We start from the raw sequence: 20,427 nt of genomic DNA on the forward strand, positions 1-20,427 counted from the left end.
AATTTTCTGTTCTACAATCTCCGTCATAATAAAAATATCTCCATCATTTCAAAAGAGAATGACGGAGATATTTCACCTTGCTTATTCTTGTAGCAACCAATCGGCTATATCGTGAATTTCGATTCCTTCATAGCTATATTGGGGATGTTTGGTTCTGGCAATAATCATTTTCGGATAAGCGTCTCGAATCTGAAGCAGAGGAGAGCATTCTCTCTCAAATGTTTCCTGCCCGGAAATGTTGTCGCTGACCTGAATATAAATCTTTTCGCTACCTCTCTGAGCAACAAAGTCGATTTCCTTTTGATAGAGCTTGCCGACATAGACATCATATCCACGGCGAAGAAGCTCGATACAAACAACGTTTTCATATACTCTGCCATAGTCTATATTTCTGCTTCCCAGTATTGCATATCGAATACCGCTGTCACACAAATAGAACTTTTCAGAGCTTTCAAGGTATTTCTTACCTCGGATGTCATATCTCTTAATATCATAAAATACAAAAGCATTGCACAAATACTTAATGTACTTGCCGACGGTTACATGATTGGTTGGAGTCTCATTTGCTGTCAGTAGCTGACTGACCTTATTCGGAGAAGTCAGGTTGCTGATATTATCCATAAGGAACTCGCTCAGACGTTGTAAAACCAAAGTGTCCGGGAGAGTATATTTCTGTACCAAATCCCTTGTAACAATCGTTTCGTAGACCTCTTTGATATAGTTTGTTCTGTCTTTTTCGGTTCTATAAGCATAGGAACCTGCTAAACCGCCCTTGATAGCGTACTCATCAAAGAGCTTATCTTTGTCACTAATATCATCATAATACTGGCAATATTCCTGGAAGCTGAAAGGAAACACATGAATTTCAATATAGCGTCCGGTAAACAGAGTTGCCAGATCTGCACTCAACAGGAAAGCATTAGAGCCTGTTACATAGATGTCGTATTTTCCCTTAGAGTACAGGCTATTGATTGCCAACTCAAACTTGGGACACATCTGAACCTCGTCTACAAACAGGTAGTTCGTTTTTCCTTCCTGATAATGTTCTTCCACATAGGCGTGTAAGGCATGGTATTCCTTGATTTCTTCATACGCCAAATCCATGAAGTCGATGAAGATAATATTGATGTTTTCAAAATTGCTTTTCAGATACGCAATATACGCCTGCATCAATTTGGACTTACCAGATCGACGAATGCCCGTGATGATCTTGATGTCAGGAGTACCATTCAGTTCAATGATTCTATCGAGATATTTTGCTCTCGTGATTGTTTTCATATAGTCACCCGCTTTCAAAAATTGAAGTTTTTTCATTTCTCGAAACCGCTTCGCTGTACTTATTATACTGTCTGCTAATAGTATATGCAAGATGTCACTTTCAAAAACGCAAATTTTTTTATTTTTTGAAAGCGGAAACTATGTAAAGGCAACCCGAAGGCTGCCCCAGGCATCAAGCCTATCCTGTTTACACAGGTTCATTATCATCTTCATCGACGGAGCTATCTTCATCGTCGTCCTCAAACTCCGGATCGTACCCATAGTCCTCGTCATCGTCCACATAATCAGCATCTGGGTCAGGCTTTGCCGCTTCCTGTGCCTTCTTCTTTTCCTGGACTTTCTTAAATACGAAGAATCCACCACCACAGGCAAGCACAATCAGAGTAAGAATCGCCGGGAGCATATTTGTGGATTTCGGCTTTTCCTCCGGTGTCGGTTCTGTAATTTCAGGAACTGTTTCAACTACTTCCGGCTTTGTTTCCTCAACCGGCTTGGTGAACTCTGCAACTTCTTCCTCGTCCATCAGCTTGAGCAGGTCGGCTTCATCCACCTGATTCAGAAAATGCACGGTTTCCTCGCCCTTATCATCACGGTCAATGATGATATAGAAGTAGTTTCCGTTTTTGGTTACAGCGGTAATGAACTGCTTTCCGCTTTTCGTAGGCGAGCCAGCGTCATCAACCAAAGTCAGATTGCCGTCGGGAGTAAGCGGTAGCATCGGCTCCTCCGGCTCTGTTTCGGGAACTTTTTCTTCGACCGCAGGTTCTTCAGTCGCTACGCTTTCATCTACATAGGCAAATGCCGTTGTAGAAAACACGCCAAAACACATTGCACACGCCAGCAATGCGGCTCCAATTTTCTTAAATCTCATTCTGCGTTTCCTCCTCATTCATAGTATTGATCGTATCAGGCTTCGGAGCCATATCCGCAGCAAACATACGGAGCAGCTCGGAAAGCTGTTCGGGATTCAGGTTCGCAGCATGAACCATCTCATGGATTTCGGAATTTTCCTCCTCACGGTATCTGCGTTCCAGGTCTTTCACCTTAGCATCCCATTCTGCCCGTTTCTTACGGGCTTTTTCAAGGTCTGCACCTATTCTGTCTAACTTGGCACTCAATCGCCATCCCTCCTTTAGTTTCTGATTCTGCCGAAGCAGTAAAAATGCTGTTGCCAGTAATTCGATTCGATAGAAGCGTAGGAAATGGGGTTTCCGCAGTGGATCATCATACCATTGCCAACATAGATACCAACGTGTGATGCACCGGAGGTATCATAAGTGCCTTGGAAGAAAATCAAATCTCCCGGTTTGGCAGAGCTTTTCGGGATAATGTCGCATACGCCCATCAAACCGTTTGCGGTCAAACGACCAACACTCCAACCGTTTCCGCAGTGATTGATTACATAGGAAACAAATCCGGAGCAGTCAAAGGAGGTAGACGGGCTGCTGCCGCCCCACACATACGGGTATCCCAGATATTTTTCAGCTTCCCGAATCATATTGGCAAATCTTGTGTCTGTCAGCGCTTCGCCCGGAATATCATAATCGGTGTACTCGCCGCCAGGGGTGGCGTAAATGTCATTTCCGAAAATATCCGGTCTGTTGCCCCTTGTCTGAAGCAAAATTCTATATCGCTCCATATCATCTTCCGACAAGCCGGAATTTGAAATCACACTGTTCAAGCCCTTATTTCTGAGCTTCACATTCAGAATATAATATTCGTAATCTTCTTCCTCTGTTGTTGTCTCTCCCGTTTCGGGATCAGTAGAAGATGTTGTTCGTGTACGAATCTCTACTACTTCCGTCAGGGTCAGCTCATATTGTTGCTCAAATAGCCATTGCAGGGTAGCCTGCACCTCATCTCTGGTGTAATCCTCAAACTTCACCGTCAAATACGCCGCCAGCTCATAAGGATTGTGGTTGATTTCATCAAGGTCATACCGGTACTCGTCATATCCGCTATGAGTACGCTCGATATTATTGATTTTATTGCGGAGCGCAGCTTCCAAAGCCTTGTAATCATTGTCCGCACCAATAATATCTTCCTCTTTTGCAGTAAAAGAAGTTCCCAGAATGATCTGTGTGCCGCCTTGGAACATAGCCGAACAAGACGAGAACATCCCTGAGAGTATCATAAAAAGCAGTCCGGCAATCAAAACAAACAGAATCGTTTTAGAGTGTGTGGTGCAGAACTCCGTTACTCTTTCTGTGATGTTCTTGGCTCCCTGAGCTGCTTTGCCCGTTGCCTTGCCTGCACCCTTAGATGCAGAAGCCGTTGTCGAAGCGGTATTCTTACCGGCTTTGGCGGCAGCATATTCTTTCTTGATTGCCCTTTTCTGTTGCCAACGGGAAAAGGGATTGGAACCGGCATCGGGGTTGTCCTTTTTGAACTTCTCATACAGGGCATTTACATTTGCTTTATCTGACTTCTCAACCAGCTTTTCCGCCTTGTCGTAGGCTTTCAGCTTGTGACTGTAAACGGCATGATCGACGGTATAGACAGTGGATTCAACAGCCTTGGTCGTTTCCTGCACAGCCTGAACGCCGATATTATCATCCTCATATTCTGACACCGCCCGATGTGCTTTGGATGTGAGCGTGACTGCGGCACCACGGCTTGCCATGTGCTTTGCCACAGATGGGCGCTCGATTTCCGTAAACTCCGCTTTTTCAAAACGGAGCTTTGCTTTACGGGAACCGGCTGCATCTGTTTCCAGCTTTAGCTTCGGCTTTGCCTTTTTAGAAGCCAATTTGTCTGCCGCTTTTTCAGCCCTATCAACCGCCTTATCTGCACGGTCGGCAGCTTTCTTCACATGAGAATCTGCAAGGTCATCTTCGGTAAAACGGAGTCGTGTAGGTCTTTTCGCCATACATTACGCCTCCTTTTCCTGTGCCACCTCGTTTAACTTCGTGGTCATAATGCGATACAGTTCCAGATCTGTCGGGAATCGGTCAATGAACGGCAGAATCACATTGCCATAGAACAGAAGTCCTTCGCCCTCACCGGAGTTGGTTACATAGGACAGCTGATGCGGCGAAATGTTCAACCGCTGTGCCAGAATACTTCGGTCATCGCTTGCCTGATTCAGCATATAGATGAAATCAGAGTTTTCGAGGATGTTGGCAATCTCCGGGGAACGAAGCAGGTCTTTGACATTCTGAGTAATACCGGTCGGCAAGCCGCCCCATTTACGGAATCGCTTCCAGATTTCTACGGAATAGGTTGCCGTCTGTTCTTCCTTCAGAAGCAGATGGAACTCGTCAATATAATATCTGGTCGATTTACCGGCAGAACGGTTGGCAGTTACACGCCCCCAGACCTGATCCTGAACGATCAGCATACCGATTTTTTTCAGCTGATTGCCCAGCTCCTTAATGTCGAAGCACACCAGACGATTCTGAATATCCACATTGGTTCTGTTGTTAAACAGTTTCAGAGAACCCTTAACATAGATTTCCAAGGCGGTCGCTACATGGTGGGCTTCCTTTTCGTCCTGTTTCAGAAGGGCATCATACAAATCCTCAAGGATCGGCATATTCTCAGGGGCAGGATTGTCGAAATATCTCTGGTAAATCTGATGCACACAACGGTCGATAACCGTCTTTTCGATAGGCTGCAAGCCATCCTTACTGCCCATAATCAACTCACAGAGGGACAGGATAAAATCAGCTTTCAGTGCTACCGGGTTGTCATCCTCAGAGTAGTTCAGGTTGATGTCCATAGGGTTGATATAGTTGGTACTGGAGGAGCTGATTTTTACCACCTGACCATTGAACTTGTGAACCAGAGCCGCATATTCCGCTTCGGGGTCGCAGATGATAATATCGTCATCCGTAACCAGGAACGCATTGGTGATTTCACGCTTTGCGGAAAAGGATTTACCGGAACCGGGAGTACCCAGAATCAGTCCGTTGGGGTTCTTGAGCTTCTTTCTGTCCACCATGATAAGGTTGTTCGACAGAGCATTCAGCCCGTAATAGAGCGTTTCTCCACCATTCTGGAACAGCTCCTGCGTGGTGAAAGGCACAAAAATAGCCGTGGAACTGGTAGTCAGGCCACGACGAATCTCAATCAGGTTTTGTGCCAAAGGCAGGCTGCTCATCAGTCCGGATTCCTGCTGAAAATCCAAACGACGCAGATTGCAGTTATGCTTCTGGGCGATGCTCTGTGCCTGGAACACATTGTTCTCCAGTTCCTGCTCGGTGCGCCCGGTGTTCAGCACCAGAAATGTCACCATGAACATTCGCTCATTCTGGCTCTGCAATTCTTTCAGAAGTGACTTCGCATCTTTACCATAGGTAGCAAGGTCAGATGGGATAATGTCCATGTCATAGCCAGAACGCACAGCCTTTTTCTGTTCCTCGATTTTGGAACGGTCAAGCTCGGTGATGATTCTCTTGATGGTCTTAATCGCCGCAGTCTGGTCAACCGACTGGATGTGCATGGTCACGATCTGCGTGGATTCCATATCCAGAAAATCCGCCAGCATACGATCAGACAGGTCTGATGCCGTAATTGCCAGATAAGACATCGAACCGAAGATACTGCCCATCTGGAAGGTGCGGTTGGTCTTAAAGGCAAACGCCGTCGGAGCAATGAAGTCCTTTACGGACAGCCCGGATTCCACAAGATACTTCCAATCGAAGAAGAACTTATCATTATCACCCATGTGGAACATAGAGTGCATCAGATGCAGCCGCTCTTTGCCGTTCATGGTAGTGGCAATGACACCCAAACGCCGAAAGTTATTGAGCAGATCGTTTTCGATATGGTTGAGTCTCGGCTTTGCCTGCCGCATGGATTCGGCTTCAATGCCGAATGTCAGGTACTTGGTTTTGGTCAAGCCGTTGTTGCCCTGCGCCAACTGCTTTTTCAGCATCTGGCTATACTCGGCACGGACGGGATTGAAGCTGTCCTTCTTGAACGGGATACGGATACTCTTTTCAAAGCTTTCAGCATCGGTACTCAGGTTCATAAAGGAAAGCTCAAAGTGAATGGAGCTGTCAAAGAAATTCAGGAAACTGCACCACTCATCGAAGATGGCAGTCTTATCTTCCTGCTGTGCCAGCTGATAGTTGATGTCCTGAAACTGAATGGTCTTGGTGTAATAACTGTCAGTGACACGGCAGATGCCATCCGGGAACATTCTCTGAAAGGGAATGGACTGCTGTGCAGTCTGCGGAATACCGTTGTCCTTCTTTGCCCGTTCCACAACAGCTTTAATTTCTCGCTGCTGCTTCCGATTCAGATTTGCAGGCATTTTGATGTTTCTTGCCTGTGGCTTCTTTTTGAAAAACAATTCGTTCAACCTCCTTTTCCAGTTTGTACTGACGCATCAAAGCGTCATAATAGTTGTCCGTCTGATAAGGGCGAACCTTGGGACGAACGAATTTGGTCTGAATGAAGTGTTCTACAACCACTTCCAACGGCTGACTATCCTTTTCATACATTGCCAGAAAGAACAACGGTAACATGACGATCATCATGGACAGTGCTGCAAGGCTCACATTTCCGGTTGCTTTGACCAGAAAGAAAATCGGCACTCCGATGAGCGCCGCCGCACCAAAGCAAAGTAACTGCCGTTTCGTCAGATTGAAGAACACTTTTGTTTTTACCCTCGTCAGGTCACGAGGTACGGGAATATACGCTGCCAAACAATTTCCTCCTTCCCTTAGTGAGCGCTGAATACACCCTTCGCAAGCGAACCAGTCTTAAACAGGGTGAAGCACAAAAGGACGGTGTAGCCCATAACACCCCAGATAGAACCGATGATGTCATCACTGAATGCGATAGACTGAATCAGCACCGCATAAATGCCCACGCAGATCATAATCAGGAATCCCTGGAATCCGATTGCAAACAGCGAACGCAGATAATTCTGTCCGATATTGCTCTGTTCTCTGTTTCCAAAAGTGGAAAGCGGAATCGGGGCAAGGCTGACCATCAGATAAATTTCAATCATTCGACCGTAGACGATCACAAAGATGATGATTGCCAAAGCGGACATCGTGACCTGCACGATAAAGGATTGCAGGAACAAGCCGAGCAAAGGACCCAAATCCATTGCCATCAGCGTTTCTTCCATTGTTTCCAATGCCGAAGCATCTATGGCAGTATTTCCGGATATGATACCGGCGCTTGCGTTTATAACGTGCTGTGTCACATCAAACACAGCCATCGTGATATTGAATGTGTTTGTGATTAACATGACCGCAACAAAAGTCTTGAACACCCATTTGAAGAAGATCCAGGTTTCAAAATTTGCCAGATTGTTGTGGTCAATAATCATCTGAATTAGCTCATAACAGGCAATGAAGGTCAGAATCAAGCCTGCGATTGGGATAATCACTGACTCGGAGATGTTTCGTACCATGGCAAAGACACCCGGCGAAAAATTCGCCGGGGTCATGCCAACGGAGGTTGCTATCTCGCCAACCTGGTTGTTGACGGACTCAAACATCCCCGACAGATTTCCCATAATAGCTGAAACGAGCATTTCTTTCAGCCAGTCTGTGATCTGTTGGAGTATGCTGTCCAAAGGCGATTACCTCCTTGTTTTGTGATTAACCGAACAGTCCGGAGAGCAGAGGTACAAGGGTGGTGCCGATGAGGGCAACACCGCCGCCAGCCATGAGCTGCTTCATGCCCTGGGACTTTGCGCCGGGGTTATCGTTGCCGTAGCCCTCAAGCAGATTGATTGCACCCCAGATGCCAAGACCTGCGCCCAGAGCGATAACGAGAGTCTGAAGAACGGTTACTGCGCTATTGAAAAATGCCATAATATTTTCCTCCTAAAATTTGAAATTGTTTTGAGAATAGAAAAAGCCCTCCGTACTACCGGCATCAAAACCGGACGGAAGGCTTAGTTTACGAGAATCTTTTCAAGGAACTCCTCGACGGTTATCACGCCAAGTTTCTGTTCCATTCTGCTTCTTGCATATTCAGTTTCACAATCATATATATCACCACCACCTTTCATAAGAAACAGCCAATACATTGACTGCAACAAATCTTCACGAGAAGCACAGATTGTCGGTGAAAAAACGACAGGTGAAACCTTCAGAACCTCTGCGAGTTTCGCTGTGGTTTCTGCATTAGGGGTTCGAGCGTTTTTCTCATACTGAGCAATACGGACATCCGCTGTTTTCTCGGAATACCCCATCAGGAGTCCAAGCTCTTTCTGGGTAAGGCGGCGAAATCGTCTAACGAACTTCAATCGCTGCCCAATAGAGGTATCCGTGATCCACCAAGTCATTTTTTTTACACCTCGCTTTCTGCAAATTCTCGATATACAACCTCATTTTTTGCTCTGCGCTTGCCTACGGCTTCACTGGGAGCAAGGTCAGGGTAGGTTGCCTGCACTTTCTGTCTGCTTCTGCGGACAGTTTCAAACCCCGGAAAGCTGCGTCTATCCAGTTCCTTCAAAAACACAGGAACCGTCATGGCATGAATGTCGATGCCACGCAGACCGGAATAGTGTTCCAGTACCATCAGGTACAAATGATTGTCGGTATTTCTTGCCTTGTGGTCGTGTTCCAAGATGTTCTTAACCAGGGCAGATACCGTTTTCAGATTTTCCAAACAGAAACCTCCTTAATCCGCATCGACTACCACAAACTCATCACCTGCCTTGAGCTTCAACCTTCGACTCAGAAACTGCTCAATGTTGAACTCATTTCTCTTATCAAAGTCTGATGTGTACTTATAATTGGGGTGCTGCGTCAGATCGTACTTGTCAGAAAGAAACGGTCTGACACCACGCAACTGCAAAATACACTTGCTGCCATCCAGAACCGCAAGCTCATCTACGCTCGCAAGGTCTTTGCCTAACTTCTGATAATTCAAGCCGTAAGACGGGCTGTTACCTCTGGTGTTGGAGGTGTTGTAGGTGTCGATAGTTTCTTTTCCCAATGCCTGATTCAGTTCTTTGAGCGTGGTTGGCTCAGAACCACCCAGGAAAATTCGGGAATCCATGTTGCCGATGATGGTATCGGCATTGTCTTTATAAATGGCTTTCAGCTGTGATTGTGCCTGGAGAACAAGGCAAGCCGATATTTCACGGCTTCGGATTGTCGCTACCAGTTTTTCCAGATTGGGAATCTGACCGATGTTTGCCATCTCATCAATCAAGCAGCGCACATGAACCGGCAGTCTGCCGCCGTACACATCATCTGCTTTCTCGCACAACAAGTTGAACAGCTGTGTGTAAATCATGGAGATCAAAAAATTAAACGTCGCATCCGTATCTGACATAATCAGAAAGAGCGCCGTTTTCTTATCTCCGAGAGTATCCAACTGCAACTCGTCATAGGCAGTCACATCTCTGACCTCCTGAATATCAAAAGGAGCCAGACGAGCGCCGCAGGAAATCAAAATCGACTTAGCGGTCTTGCCGGCAGCCAGCTTGTATTTTTTATACTGACGGACTGCAAAGTGATTCGGCTTTTTCTTTTCCAGGGCTTCAAACATCAGATCCACCGGGTTCTGGAACTCCTCATCATCTTCCCGCACCTCCATTGCGTTCAGGAACTCAATCAGGGTGGAGAAATTCTGTTCCTCAACCGGAGCTTCATAGTGGATATATCCGATCAAGGCACAGTAGAGCAGCGTTTCCGCCTTCGTCCAGAACTCATCACCGGCTTTTCCATCACCCTTTGTGTTGGCAATCAGCGTTGTCACCAGTTTCAGAATGTCTTTTTCTGAATGGATATAGGCAAATGGGTTATAGTGCATCGACTTCTGAAAGTTGATGGTGTTGAAAATCTTGATGGTGTAGCCATGCTTCAAAAGGGCGTTGCCGCACTCAATCACGATGCTGCCTTTCGGGTCAGTGACCACATAGGAACTGTGCATCTGGAGAAGGTTTGGCTTCAACCAAAAGCGAGTTTTACCGGAACCCGAACCGCCGATAATCAGAACATTCTTATTTCGGGCATTGGCAGGATTCTTCGGGCGATTGCTCATCATCAGCCGCTCCGTTTTCGTCAGGATCACATTGTCCTCGAACTTTGGTGCAATAAACGGCTCAATATCTTTTGCCGTTCCCCAACGAGCAGAACCGTACTCAACATTGTGTCGGTACTTCTTTGCGTTTTTGCCTTTTAGATAGACAGCCAGCCGAAGTCCTGCGCCGCAGAGAATACCAATCAGCAAATCCAACGGGTGAAAGCTGGGAAACGGATTGTTCAGGGCTATCGGAAGGGCATGAAAAAAGCTGAGGATTTTCGCAGATGAATCTGCCCCCTCAGCCAATCTCCATGCTTCTCCTAAATTCGTAGCGAACAACCCTACCAGAAAATACGGTAAATTCAGAATCAGGAGCTTTTTCATTTTTCTCTTATCCATCACAGATCACGCTCCTGTTTCTTCTCTCGAACCTTCTTCGGAATCGCTGCGACAATTTCCTTGAACTTCTTCAGCTGCGCCAGAACGCTCGGCTTTTCATTCTTGGTTAATGCCCTTGCCTGATGTTCCTTGCAGATTGCATCCAAAGCATCTGCATCTTTAGAACGGACAAAAACAAGAAACCGGGGAGGATCAACGGACTTATCTTTTCTTACGGCAAAGTCCACGCCATACTTCTTGGCGAGCTTTTCAAAATCACGGATACTCTCTTTGTCGATCTCAACATTCGTAGCACCCTGATTCTGTCCCAAAAGCTGTTTCACGGATTGCTTTCCATGAACGGCAGGGTCTCGTGCCTTTTTCATCTTCACTTTTTCCCGGTGCTGCAAATACTTGCGGATACCGGCAATGATAGTGCGCCCCGTCAGCTTGGTTGTGCTGATCGCCAGGTTTACTGTTCTGTTTTCAACTTCTTCCTGCATGATTCATCACCTCCTGCAAGCAGTAGAGTGAACAGATTATCGTGCCATATCTCTGTGGTCGTAATACAGATTGCCCTTGGCAACTGCGGCATGGCTGATAATCTTGATATTGCCAGCTTTCTGGTTATCCAGAGCCTTCTGATAACCCACATCGCTCAAATACAGGCGATTTCTTTCGCCTTTCCAACCGACAGGCGATTCATCGGTCAGCACATCGAAAATAATCATGTGCTTGGTGGCGTCATCAAATCGTGCCAAGTCCATATAGGTATGTCCCTGGTACTCCTTGGCACCATCCTGAATCCGCTTTCGCTCCATCAGCTCTCCAATCGTCGAATTTCTTTGCATAAGAACCTCCTTACAGAACATCTCGGTCAGGGTTACTTTTGTGGGGAACCGAATCAGCTTTGACAGGTGCATCTTCTTTCTTCACCATGTCATCCGGCAGGGGAAGCGCCATAATGCTGCGCCCCATGCGTACAAAAGTCTCAGGCTGATGAAAGTGTTCCTCAAACTGCTTCATCAGTTCCGGGGACAGAGAACAAAAATCATCCTCGCCCAATCCCACAACCAGAAAATCACCGGCGATAATGTCATAAATATCGCCGTCATCATCACGCAGCGCACGGTTCAGTTCTTTGCCTACGAGTTTACCTTCGTCGTGCATCACCAGTGCAACCGGCTCATTGAACGGATAAGTTGCCTCAATATCGCCACCTACGGCTTTCTGCAAATCCTCCAGCTCACAGCCGATCTGCACAGCCTGCGGATACATGAACGGCTTTACCAGCAACACATTCATGGTATCTGCCTGTTCTTTCTGAACCTCCCGTTCCTCGGTCGTGCCGAACGCAACACCGGTAAAGTTTTCGGAGTCCAGAATGTACTCCGAATTGTAATAAGCGGCTCTAACCTGTTCCTCTGCCGCATCGTGAGATTCTGCTTGCACCGTAACCGTTTTCTCCAAGGTTTCGGTGATCTTCACATCGTATTCTTTCAAGTTTCGATACCTCCGTTTCTTTGGAAATAAGAAAAGCGACCATCCATGAACCTGTTACAGTTCATAAATAGTCGCATCCACATCGGCTAAAAGCTCGAACAAGCAAATATCGTCCAGTTCGCAAATCAGGGAACCCATGTCGAAGAAAATATCGTCCTCGCATTCCACCGTAGTAACCACGCTGCGGTGTTCGTTAAGACAAATGGCTTCTTCCTTGTCCATCGTGATCGTAGACATACAGGACACCACATAGAATGTCATATCTTCTGCTAACCACAGCTCCTTGCTCTGAATCGTGCGAACTTTTTCATCGCCGCTCATATCTTCTACATAGGACAGAAGCCGCACGGCTCTGCTGTTCAGAAGTACCTTTCCCTGATAGTCGATACCCTCACCAGCAGAGGACAATACTCGATACTCGCTAATCATCTCGGCATTTTTCTGAAACGACTTTGCCAGAAGCGCAGGAGAAATATCATCGAACTCCTCACTGTAGTTTACGAGCATATCTACCATATAATCAGGATCGCAAAGGTCGTAGAGTTCTTCCAAAGCGCCCTGAATGTTTTTGGGTGTAAACATTTTTTACCTTACCTTTCCATTGATTTTTCTCTTTTTTTCTGCCATTGCTCCAAAAGCTGAATGATTTTATCCTCCATCTGCTTGTTGGTATAGGACTTCGGGAAGTATTTTCGCAACGAATCCGTTTTGAAGGTTACTCTGTCCAGCTCTCCCTTCTTGATTTCATTCATAATCTCGCACATCGCATCCAGCGTACACTCGCCCTCCTGTGCGAGCTTTTTAATTCGCTGTGCTTGCGAAAGGGAAGGAGCTGCTTGAGCATAATCCATTGCAGAAAGAAAATCCTTCTGTTCTTCACTTGCCAGATAGGAAAGCTCCACCGCAGGATTGAATTTGATCTGACCCGTATCTACCATATCCAGCAGTTCCGGAATCAGTTCGGTCAGACGGATATAACGGTGTACCTGATTTCTGCTTTCTCCTGCCTCCTGACCGACTATATCCATTGCCTGCAACTTCATCCCAACTTGGGATGAAGTTAAATCGGTGCGTTGACCTTGATGTTTAATCGCATCCAGCTTCATCTTATAAGCAAATGCTCTTTCACTCGGCAGGATACTCTCCCTCTGCAAATTCGCATCAACCATCAAAATAATGGCTGCATCATCGTCCAGGTCACGAACAATCGCAGGCATGGTTTCCTTACCCGCAAGCTCCGATGCCCGGTGCCGCCTGTGACCAGAAACGATTTCATAACCACCGTCGGGGTCAGGACGGACAATCGCAGGAGTGAGAACTCCGAAATCTCGGACGCTCTCTGCCGTTTTCATCATTTCTTCATCATCAACCACACGGAAGGGGTGTCCCTCAAAGGGGTGTAGCTCAGAAAGCGGAATTTCCTGCACACGCTCCTGCTGGGCTTCAGCTCTGGATTGATCGGTGGAGAAAATATCATCGTACCCCTTCAAGCTGATGTTTGCGCCTTTTTTCTGCATTGTTTAACACCTCCTTCGTCAGAATTTTATAGGCTTCGGCAACTTTGCCTTTGGGATCATGCTTGAAGATACTGGTTCCCTCTGCGCTGATTTCCTCTGCACGGACAGAGCGGGGAATGTCGGTCTTGTAAACCTTCAGCTTTCCGCCGTAGCTCTCCCGAATCAGATTGCTGATGTCTTTGGAGTAGTTGGTGCGGCTGTCCACCATCGTCAGAAGAATCCCTTCAATCCTCAGTTTCGGGTTGATTTGCCTCTTGACCTTGTTGATGGTTCCAAGCAGCTGTTCCAGACCCTTTGCAGGAAGGTATGCTGCCTGAACCGGTATCAGCACATTGTCGGCAGCTGCCAACGCATTGACGGTCAGCATACCCAAAGACGGCATACAGTCAAGAAGAATGTAATCATAATTCTGTTTGACTGTATCCAGGTATTGCCGGAGAATGGTTTCCCGGCTCATGGCATTGACCAGTGCTACCTCCATACCTGAGAGTTCGATGTTGGACGGCACCAAATCAACGCCCTCCGGATGATGAAGAATCCCTTCATCGGGAGTAATAGGGTTTTCCATCATAATCTTTCCCATCAGATCGGAAAGTGTCGGAGACAGATCATCCGGGCAGGGATTGCCCAAACTGACCGTCAGGGAAGCCTGGGGATCGGTGTCTACCAGAAGCACCTTTTTTCCTTCAAGAGCCAAGCCAACGCCCAGATTCTCGGTGGTGGTGGTCTTTCCAGTGCCTCCTTTCTGATTGACCACCGCAATGATGGTTGCTTTTTTCGACATTTATCGTCACTCTCCTTCCTCTCGCTTCATTTTCAATTTCTTAAATCCTCCTTCCAAATATCCGTGTGACATATCGTGCCGAACAAGAGCATCGTAGTAGGTGTCTATTGTCGTCGGCGCATTGTATATCGTAGTCAGCATATACTGACGGATATTTCTAATCTTTGTGGTGTTCTCCTTGAAGCAGTCCATAACATATCGAATGTGTTCGGCATTCAGTTTCATAAACCGACTGCGGACAATTTCTGCCGGACGCTCCTCTGCACCAATGCGAATCAACGGTCGCTTCGTGCAAACTGTTTCAACGATCAACTCCAGAATGTTATCCAGCATTTCGGAATCGTAAGGGTAATCCTTCTTCAACAAATCCATACTGAGCTGATCCGAGAAATAATCAAAGTATTCTTGATACCGGTCATTCTCGTCCATCATTCCACCATTTCCGGAAGGAAAGATAGAATCAGTATCACTAAATTCAGTATTTTTAATATCAGTATTATTACATTGTGATTTCGGAAGTTCTTGAGTTGTGATTTCCATTGTTCCAGAATTGTGATTTTCACAATTCAAGAGTTGTGAATCCACAGCAGAGATAAAGTTCTTCACATAGATCAGGTTGGGCTTTCCCAAACCCTGGCGCTTACGTTCAATCAATCCTGCTTTCTTCTCAAGTTCACTGAGCAGCTTGATAGCCTTTTGTTCAGCACAGTTCAGAGCCATCTTCGCTTCGTCGATTGTAAAAATGATATACACTCTACCGTTTTTATCTATCCAACCATTCTTGGCAGACAGGCTCATGCGGTCAAGCAAAATGCCATACAGCATCTTGGCATCGGCAGAAATATTCCAGAACCTCTCGTTCGTGAACAACACCTTCGGAACTCGATAGAATGTGAATAGATCGGATTGCTGACCGTAAAAATAATCAAAACTCACACGGCTTCACCACCTTCTTTCTGCGGAAAACTTTCTGTTGTCAGCGGAATGCTGCGGAAAGTCGTATCCGTCTTTTCGTAAGGACATCGGGCAAAATAGTAGAAGCGGTATTCCTGTTCATACACATCCATATCAACGAAGCCCCACTTCACGCATAACCTTCTTCGTACACCAACCAATGCACGGGTGATCTCGCCCATAGGGACAGCCATCACATTCCGACTTGGGTTTCGGCGGCAAAGAGATTAAGTAGTAGCAATTATTTCTACCCAGACGGCAGCCCTTTCTGCCATTCGTCCAGAAGTAGCAGTAATGACAGTCGCTCGGCTTGTCTGCGGTATAAACAGGCTTGCTCAAATAAAACACCTCCAATCTCTTGTATTTGCCCATGGGTTTGGGCATAAAAAAAGAGCGCCTATCCATCCCCAATGCGGGGCAAATAGACGCTCTATGTACATAACGATATTTAATTTTATCTGCTATAACTGCATGGTATTCAAAACATCCGCCTTTTTTGATTAGCTGGATTTTTGGCACGATTTTGGGGCTGATTAGCAGGAAGGGCATTTTCATTAGCAAGAACAGCCCGTTTTCTGCTAAAAATTAGCTGGCGATTTTGTCTTATAACAACCGTTCGATTCTGGAGGGGTTGTCAAAAATCAAATTTTGGAGTAGAATTTTATCTCATACAGTGAAAGAGCTTTTTCGTAGCTTTTTATATAAGAAAAGCCGAAAACCCTTGAAAACAAAGGCTTTCGGCGTTGTTCACTGGCGTCCATAAGAGGATTTGAACCTCCGACCCCACGCTTAGGAGGCGTGTGCTCTATCCAGCTGAGCTATATGGACGTGTCTGATATATGATTATAGCCCGATCAAAGTCGAACTGCAATCCCTTATTTAGTTTTTTTTGAGGTGGCCGTTGTAACGCAACCTTAGGAGGCAAGCGATGACAGTTGATCCAGCGATGAAAGGCCATGGAGCAGCTTTGTTTACAATCCTTGTATGGGGAACGACCTTTATCTCGACAAAGATACTTTTAACGGATTTTACGCCCATCGAAATCTTGTTCTTCCGTTTTCTTCTGGGACTGGCCGCGTTGATCCTGGTGTATCCACGCAGACTTCGACTGACAGAACGGAAACAGGAAGTTACCTTTGCCCTTGCCGGACTATGCGGCGTCTGCCTGTATTATCTGCTGGAGAATATTGCGCTGACCTATACGATGGCCTCCAACGTAGGTGTCATATTGTCCGTGGCTCCCTTCTTCACAGGGATATTGACCCACCTCTTCATGAAAGGAGAGGAAAAGCTGAAAACCAGCTTTTTTATTGGCTTTGCGGCGGCGATGGCCGGAATCTGCCTCATCAGCTTTAATGGAAGCGCGCTTAAGCTCAATCCAATGGGAGATTTGCTGGCCGTGACCGCGGCGCTGGTGTGGGCGTTTTACTCCCTGCTGACCAAGAAAATCAGCAGCTACGGGTATCCCACCGTTCAGACCACCAGAAGAACCTTTATCTACGGACTGTTATTTATGGTGCCGGCCCTGTTGCTCTTTGATTTTCATGGAGAACTGTCCCGGCTTGCAAGCCCGGTATACCTGTTCAATATTCTCTTTCTGGGGCTGGGCGCTTCAGCAGTCTGTTTCGTAACCTGGAACTTTGCGGTCAAGACTGTGGGAGCTGTCAAAACCAGCATTTACATTTATATCTGTCCGGTTATCACGGTGGTTACCTCTGTGGTGGTGCTCCATGAAAAGATAACGGGATTAATGATACTGGGAATTCTTCTGACCCTGGCAGGACTGCTGATTTCAGAAGGGCGCATTGATATTAAGAAACATTCGGCGAGGTGAGAGCAAGACGCGGAGGAAAGGCGGATAAAAATCTATGATGGAACAATTACTGGCGGTTTTCGCATTGCTTTCCTTTTATGGAGTTTATTTTGGAAAGCTGTTTGCACAGAAAAAACAGGGCATTAAAACGAATCAGATCGCTAAAGGAAAAAAGGAAAAAAAACAATACCGAATAGAACGAATCATGGGGATTGCGACTTACGGCATTTTGTTCGTGCAGCTGCTTTCCATTGCCTTCGATTATAGCTGGCTGCCGCGGAACGCCAGGTTTACAGGATTTTTGTTGGCAATGCTGGGGGTTCTGCTCTTTGCCGTATCGGTTTGGTCGATGAAAGACAGCTGGAGAGCCGGCATTCCAGAAAAGGATAAAACCGAACTGATTACCGAAGGCGTTTATCAATACAGCCGCAACCCGGCTTTTTTAGGGTTCGACTTTATGTATACCGGAATTTTGCTAATGTTTTTTAATCCAGTGTTGCTGGTTTTTACCATATTTGCAGCGATTATGCTGCATTTGCAGATTTTACAGGAAGAACGATTTCTTGAGGGTGCCTTTGGCATCCCATATATGGAATACAAACAAAAAGTATTTCGTTATTTGGGAAGGCGATAGGTCTGGGAAATCGGATTATGAAACGAACAAAGGAGAAAACAATGAGAACGGAACTGAAAACATCCATCGACCAATTTGCCGAATACAGCAAAATCTACAAATCGGTTACCAAGTGGGACAGCACCATGATGGATAAGCTGTGCGCGCTCCAGTGCGTCTGCAGCGGCAGACAGGCGGATACGGAAAGGTACAAGGCATGCAGAACTTATATCAAGGAAAATGCAGGTTTTTTATCGACCATTAAAGGAGAAATGCTGCCTGTGGTCGCATGGCAGATGGCTGCCGAGGAGGAGCCGGAAGCCTTTTTCGCCAACATGCAGGAATGCTACCATACGCTTCGTGAAGCGGGATTTTCTGCGTGCAATCATTTAGTGGCGGCGGCTCTGCATATGGCGAGGACAACGGATGATTTTCCGGCTGCCGCGGCAAAAATGAAAATGCTGTATCGGGCGATGAAACAAATCCATCCCTTTGCTACTGGTCAAGACGATTATGTGACGGCGGCTATGCTGGCGGCTTCCGGGATTTCAGTGCCCGAATTCCAGCAGCGGATCAGCAGAATCGAAGAACTACTCCGCAATTGGATCGCCAGGGGAAACCAGCTTCAATCCATTGCCAATATTATCCTGCTTTTTAATGTGGATGATATTTCTTTGTGCGAACGGGCAATCAATATTCATCAGGCCTTTCGGGAAAAGGGATACAACTTCAAATCCCACGATATGACGGCTCTGCTGGCGCTGCTTTCCGTGTCCAGGCAGCCTGCCGATCTCCTGGCCGATGAGATCGTGGAAGCTTCTGATTATTTAAAGACGAAGAAGGGTTTCGGCTCTCTGTCTATGGAAAAATGTCAGCGGGCCATGATGGCTGCGGGCATCTATATTACAAATGAACTGGGAGACGGCGAAGAAAGCCGCATCAGCGGCACTGCACTTCAATCCATGGTGGTGGATTATCTGGTGGCCCTTCAGACTATGTGCATATGCTGCATCGTCACCGTAACGGCAGCGGCGTCCGCCAGCAGCGCCAGCTCCTAAAATTATGCTTGACAAATGGACATGACAATAGTATAGTTTTCTAAGCTAAAACAAAGGGAGGTGTATTGATGATTTATTCCATTCGTATTAAATAAGAAGCAATAAAAAATGAGAGACTCACGCCGGTGAGCTGATTTGCTGTACTTATTTTCGAATGGAACGATATCAATGCGATTCTTTTGCCCATAAATGTGCATCTATGGGTTCATATCGTCTATTCTTGTGCAGACAAAGTCCCGGTGGGAACTGTCTGCATTTTTTCTTGCCCAGCCGCTTTTTAAAAGCAATACAAGAAACAGACAGGAGGATATATGAACGAAATACAACCAATAAAATGGAAGAAGAAATTTTTTACGATCGCCATTGGACAGACTGTTTCACTGATTGGCAGCTCTGCTGTGCAGTTTGCCATGATCTGGTGGATGGCGATTGAAACGGACTCGCCGTTGATGATGTCATTGGCAGGCCTGGTGGCATTTTTGCCCCAGCTGATTTTGGGACCCTTTGCAGGTGTCTGGATTGACCGGCGCAAACGAAAAACAGTCGTAATTGCCGCCGATCTCTTTGTGGGACTGGTAGCTGCAGCATTTGCAATCGTATTTTTCATCGGCAGTCCGCCAATATGGTCGGTTTGCCTGGTGCTGGGTATCAGGGCGGTGGGCGGCGTTTTCCATACTCCGGCCATTCAGGCGCTGATCCCCATGCTGGTACCTTCGCAAGAGCTGATGAAGGCCAACGGCTGGAGCCAGTTCATGCAGTCGGGAGCATTCATGCTGGGGCCGGTATTCGGAGCATTTCTCTTCGGAGCATTTTCCATGCCGGTGATCCTGCTGACCGACCTTTTGGGGGCAGTGGTGGCATGTACAACTGTAGCCGTGATTAAAATCACCGAACCAAAATCAAACAGCTCGGAATATCCCAACTTCAAACGGGAATTTCAGGAAGGAATCGCGGTTTTTCGAGCAGACGCAAAACTGCTTCATCTGTTGATCAATGCAGCGATCAGTATGATCTTCTTTATGCCGCTTTCATCTCTTTATCCGCTTATGAGCAGCAGTTATTTCAAGGTAAATGCATTTCATGCGGGAATTGTGGAATTCCTCTATGCGGCGGGGATGATGGTATCGGCACTGGTCATTGGACAGTTCTTCCAAAAGACCAATCGGCTGCGGCTGGCGAGAATGGGGATTTTCTGGCTGGGAGCAGTAACCCTGCTTTGCGGCATTCTGCCGGCAAGCTACGGCTTCTTTTGGATTTTCGCGGGACTTTGCCTGATCATGGGCGCCTGTGGAAATGTCTATGGCCTTCCGGTCATGACCTATATGCAGGAAACTATAGACCCCAAATCTCTGGGGCGGGCCTTTTCTCTACTGGGAAGCGTCATGTCGCTGGCCATGCCCCTTGGGCTTCTCATCGCCGGGCCCTGCGCGGAAAAGCTGGGCGTCGCCTTTTGGTTTCTAGTCTCTGGGGTTGCGATCGTGGCAGTGACGGCAGTGATGGCACTCTATGACAGAAAATGAACAACAAGAAGCAAAGAAAAGACGGGGCACCGCATTCATACGGCATCCCCGTCTTTTGCTGTC

Annotated in this window: 23 protein-coding genes and 1 tRNA gene; 4 read left to right on the forward strand and 20 right to left on the reverse strand. The window is 46.7% G+C overall.

Translation table 11 applies throughout. The features are described 5' to 3' along the window. Window positions 1-81: 81 nt before the first annotated feature. From LG211_RS08420 to LG211_RS08515, 20 genes are all read right to left on the reverse strand, one after another. The gene (locus LG211_RS08420; protein WP_021386785.1) at window positions 82-1,278 is read right to left on the reverse strand and encodes an ATP-binding protein; all 1,197 of its coding nucleotides are present in this window, start codon (window positions 1,276-1,278) and stop codon (window positions 82-84) included. Between the two features lie 187 nt (window positions 1,279-1,465). Further along, a complete protein-coding gene (locus tag LG211_RS08425) occupies window positions 1,466-2,149 on the reverse strand; it encodes a DUF4366 domain-containing protein (protein WP_002578950.1) in 684 nt (227 codons plus the stop codon). Further along, complete coding sequence (locus LG211_RS08430; protein WP_002304378.1) at window positions 2,139-2,396, reverse strand: DUF4315 family protein; 258 nt, start codon at window positions 2,394-2,396, stop codon at window positions 2,139-2,141. The genes LG211_RS08425 and LG211_RS08430 overlap by 11 nt, the downstream gene beginning before the upstream one ends. A gap of 14 nt (window positions 2,397-2,410) precedes the next feature. Continuing rightward, window positions 2,411-4,147 (reverse strand): C40 family peptidase, encoded by a 1,737-nt coding sequence (locus LG211_RS08435; RefSeq protein ID WP_002304377.1) that lies wholly within the window; start codon window positions 4,145-4,147, stop codon window positions 2,411-2,413. Window positions 4,148-4,150: 3 nt separating this feature from the next. After that, window positions 4,151-6,538, reverse strand: coding sequence for a VirB4-like conjugal transfer ATPase, CD1110 family (locus tag LG211_RS08440; RefSeq protein WP_002588967.1), 2,388 nt, complete (start codon window positions 6,536-6,538; stop codon window positions 4,151-4,153). After that, window positions 6,498-6,932, reverse strand: coding sequence for a PrgI family protein (locus tag LG211_RS08445; protein WP_002304375.1), 435 nt, complete (start codon window positions 6,930-6,932; stop codon window positions 6,498-6,500). Before LG211_RS08445 ends, LG211_RS08440 begins: the two co-directional genes overlap by 41 nt. Before the next feature lie 17 nt (window positions 6,933-6,949). Next, window positions 6,950-7,816 carry a VirB6/TrbL-like conjugal transfer protein, CD1112 family gene (locus LG211_RS08450; RefSeq protein ID WP_002304374.1) on the reverse strand — a complete coding sequence of 289 codons (867 nt, stop codon included), beginning with the start codon at window positions 7,814-7,816 and terminating at the stop codon, window positions 6,950-6,952. A gap of 25 nt (window positions 7,817-7,841) precedes the next feature. Further along, window positions 7,842-8,057 (reverse strand): Maff2 family mobile element protein, encoded by a 216-nt coding sequence (locus tag LG211_RS08455; RefSeq protein WP_002576404.1) that lies wholly within the window; start codon window positions 8,055-8,057, stop codon window positions 7,842-7,844. Window positions 8,058-8,140: 83 nt separating this feature from the next. After that, entirely contained in the window at window positions 8,141-8,533 is a 393-nt protein-coding gene (locus LG211_RS08460; protein ID WP_002304334.1) for a helix-turn-helix domain-containing protein, read from the reverse strand. Window positions 8,534-8,538: 5 nt separating this feature from the next. Beyond that, window positions 8,539-8,859 carry a hypothetical protein gene (locus LG211_RS08465; RefSeq protein WP_002304332.1) on the reverse strand — a complete coding sequence of 107 codons (321 nt, stop codon included), beginning with the start codon at window positions 8,857-8,859 and terminating at the stop codon, window positions 8,539-8,541. Window positions 8,860-8,871: 12 nt separating this feature from the next. Then, window positions 8,872-10,623 (reverse strand): VirD4-like conjugal transfer protein, CD1115 family, encoded by a 1,752-nt coding sequence (locus LG211_RS08470; protein ID WP_002588968.1) that lies wholly within the window; start codon window positions 10,621-10,623, stop codon window positions 8,872-8,874. Continuing rightward, window positions 10,623-11,105: a PcfB family protein gene (locus LG211_RS08475; RefSeq protein ID WP_002304320.1), complete on the reverse strand. Its 483-nt coding sequence runs from the start codon at window positions 11,103-11,105 to the stop codon at window positions 10,623-10,625. The genes LG211_RS08470 and LG211_RS08475 overlap by 1 nt, the downstream gene beginning before the upstream one ends. A 36-nt stretch (window positions 11,106-11,141) precedes the next feature. Further along, a complete protein-coding gene (locus tag LG211_RS08480; RefSeq protein WP_002304317.1) occupies window positions 11,142-11,453 on the reverse strand; it encodes a DUF5720 family protein in 312 nt (103 codons plus the stop codon). Between the two features lie 10 nt (window positions 11,454-11,463). After that, window positions 11,464-12,105: a DUF3846 domain-containing protein gene (locus LG211_RS08485; protein WP_002588969.1), complete on the reverse strand. Its 642-nt coding sequence runs from the start codon at window positions 12,103-12,105 to the stop codon at window positions 11,464-11,466. A gap of 54 nt (window positions 12,106-12,159) precedes the next feature. Further along, on the reverse strand, window positions 12,160-12,687 hold the full coding sequence (locus LG211_RS08490; RefSeq protein ID WP_002304315.1) for a hypothetical protein: 528 nt from the start codon (window positions 12,685-12,687) through the stop codon (window positions 12,160-12,162). A gap of 8 nt (window positions 12,688-12,695) precedes the next feature. Then, window positions 12,696-13,622 carry a ParB/RepB/Spo0J family partition protein gene (locus LG211_RS08495; RefSeq protein WP_002304314.1) on the reverse strand — a complete coding sequence of 309 codons (927 nt, stop codon included), beginning with the start codon at window positions 13,620-13,622 and terminating at the stop codon, window positions 12,696-12,698. Next, window positions 13,579-14,406 carry a ParA family protein gene (locus LG211_RS08500; RefSeq protein ID WP_002304313.1) on the reverse strand — a complete coding sequence of 276 codons (828 nt, stop codon included), beginning with the start codon at window positions 14,404-14,406 and terminating at the stop codon, window positions 13,579-13,581. The genes LG211_RS08495 and LG211_RS08500 overlap by 44 nt, the downstream gene beginning before the upstream one ends. 6 nt (window positions 14,407-14,412) lie before the next feature. Next, on the reverse strand, window positions 14,413-15,342 hold the full coding sequence (locus LG211_RS08505; RefSeq protein ID WP_002304312.1) for a DUF6017 domain-containing protein: 930 nt from the start codon (window positions 15,340-15,342) through the stop codon (window positions 14,413-14,415). Beyond that, window positions 15,339-15,542, reverse strand: coding sequence for a hypothetical protein (locus tag LG211_RS08510; protein WP_223385014.1), 204 nt, complete (start codon window positions 15,540-15,542; stop codon window positions 15,339-15,341). Before LG211_RS08510 ends, LG211_RS08505 begins: the two co-directional genes overlap by 4 nt. Before the next feature lie 569 nt (window positions 15,543-16,111). Further along, window positions 16,112-16,188 (reverse strand) — tRNA-Arg (locus tag LG211_RS08515). 100 nt (window positions 16,189-16,288) lie between these two features. Here LG211_RS08515 and LG211_RS08520 point away from each other — a divergent pair. The 4 genes from LG211_RS08520 to LG211_RS08535 all read left to right on the forward strand — a co-directional run bounded on the left by LG211_RS08520 (window position 16,289) and on the right by LG211_RS08535 (window position 20,364). Further along, a complete protein-coding gene (locus LG211_RS08520) occupies window positions 16,289-17,194 on the forward strand; it encodes a DMT family transporter (RefSeq protein WP_253019714.1) in 906 nt (301 codons plus the stop codon). Between the two features lie 34 nt (window positions 17,195-17,228). Beyond that, complete coding sequence (locus LG211_RS08525) at window positions 17,229-17,807, forward strand: methyltransferase family protein (protein WP_269477343.1); 579 nt, start codon at window positions 17,229-17,231, stop codon at window positions 17,805-17,807. A 41-nt stretch (window positions 17,808-17,848) separates the two neighbouring features. Beyond that, the gene (locus tag LG211_RS08530) at window positions 17,849-18,844 is read left to right on the forward strand and encodes a DUF4003 family protein (protein WP_227755121.1); all 996 of its coding nucleotides are present in this window, start codon (window positions 17,849-17,851) and stop codon (window positions 18,842-18,844) included. 311 nt (window positions 18,845-19,155) lie between these two features. Beyond that, on the forward strand, window positions 19,156-20,364 hold the full coding sequence (locus LG211_RS08535) for an MFS transporter (RefSeq protein WP_148395287.1): 1,209 nt from the start codon (window positions 19,156-19,158) through the stop codon (window positions 20,362-20,364). Window positions 20,365-20,427 lie beyond the last annotated feature (63 nt).

It is taken from the genome of Hominibacterium faecale (assembly GCF_020734085.1).
Taxonomy (GTDB): Bacteria; Bacillota; Clostridia; order Peptostreptococcales; family Anaerovoracaceae; genus Hominibacterium; species Hominibacterium faecale.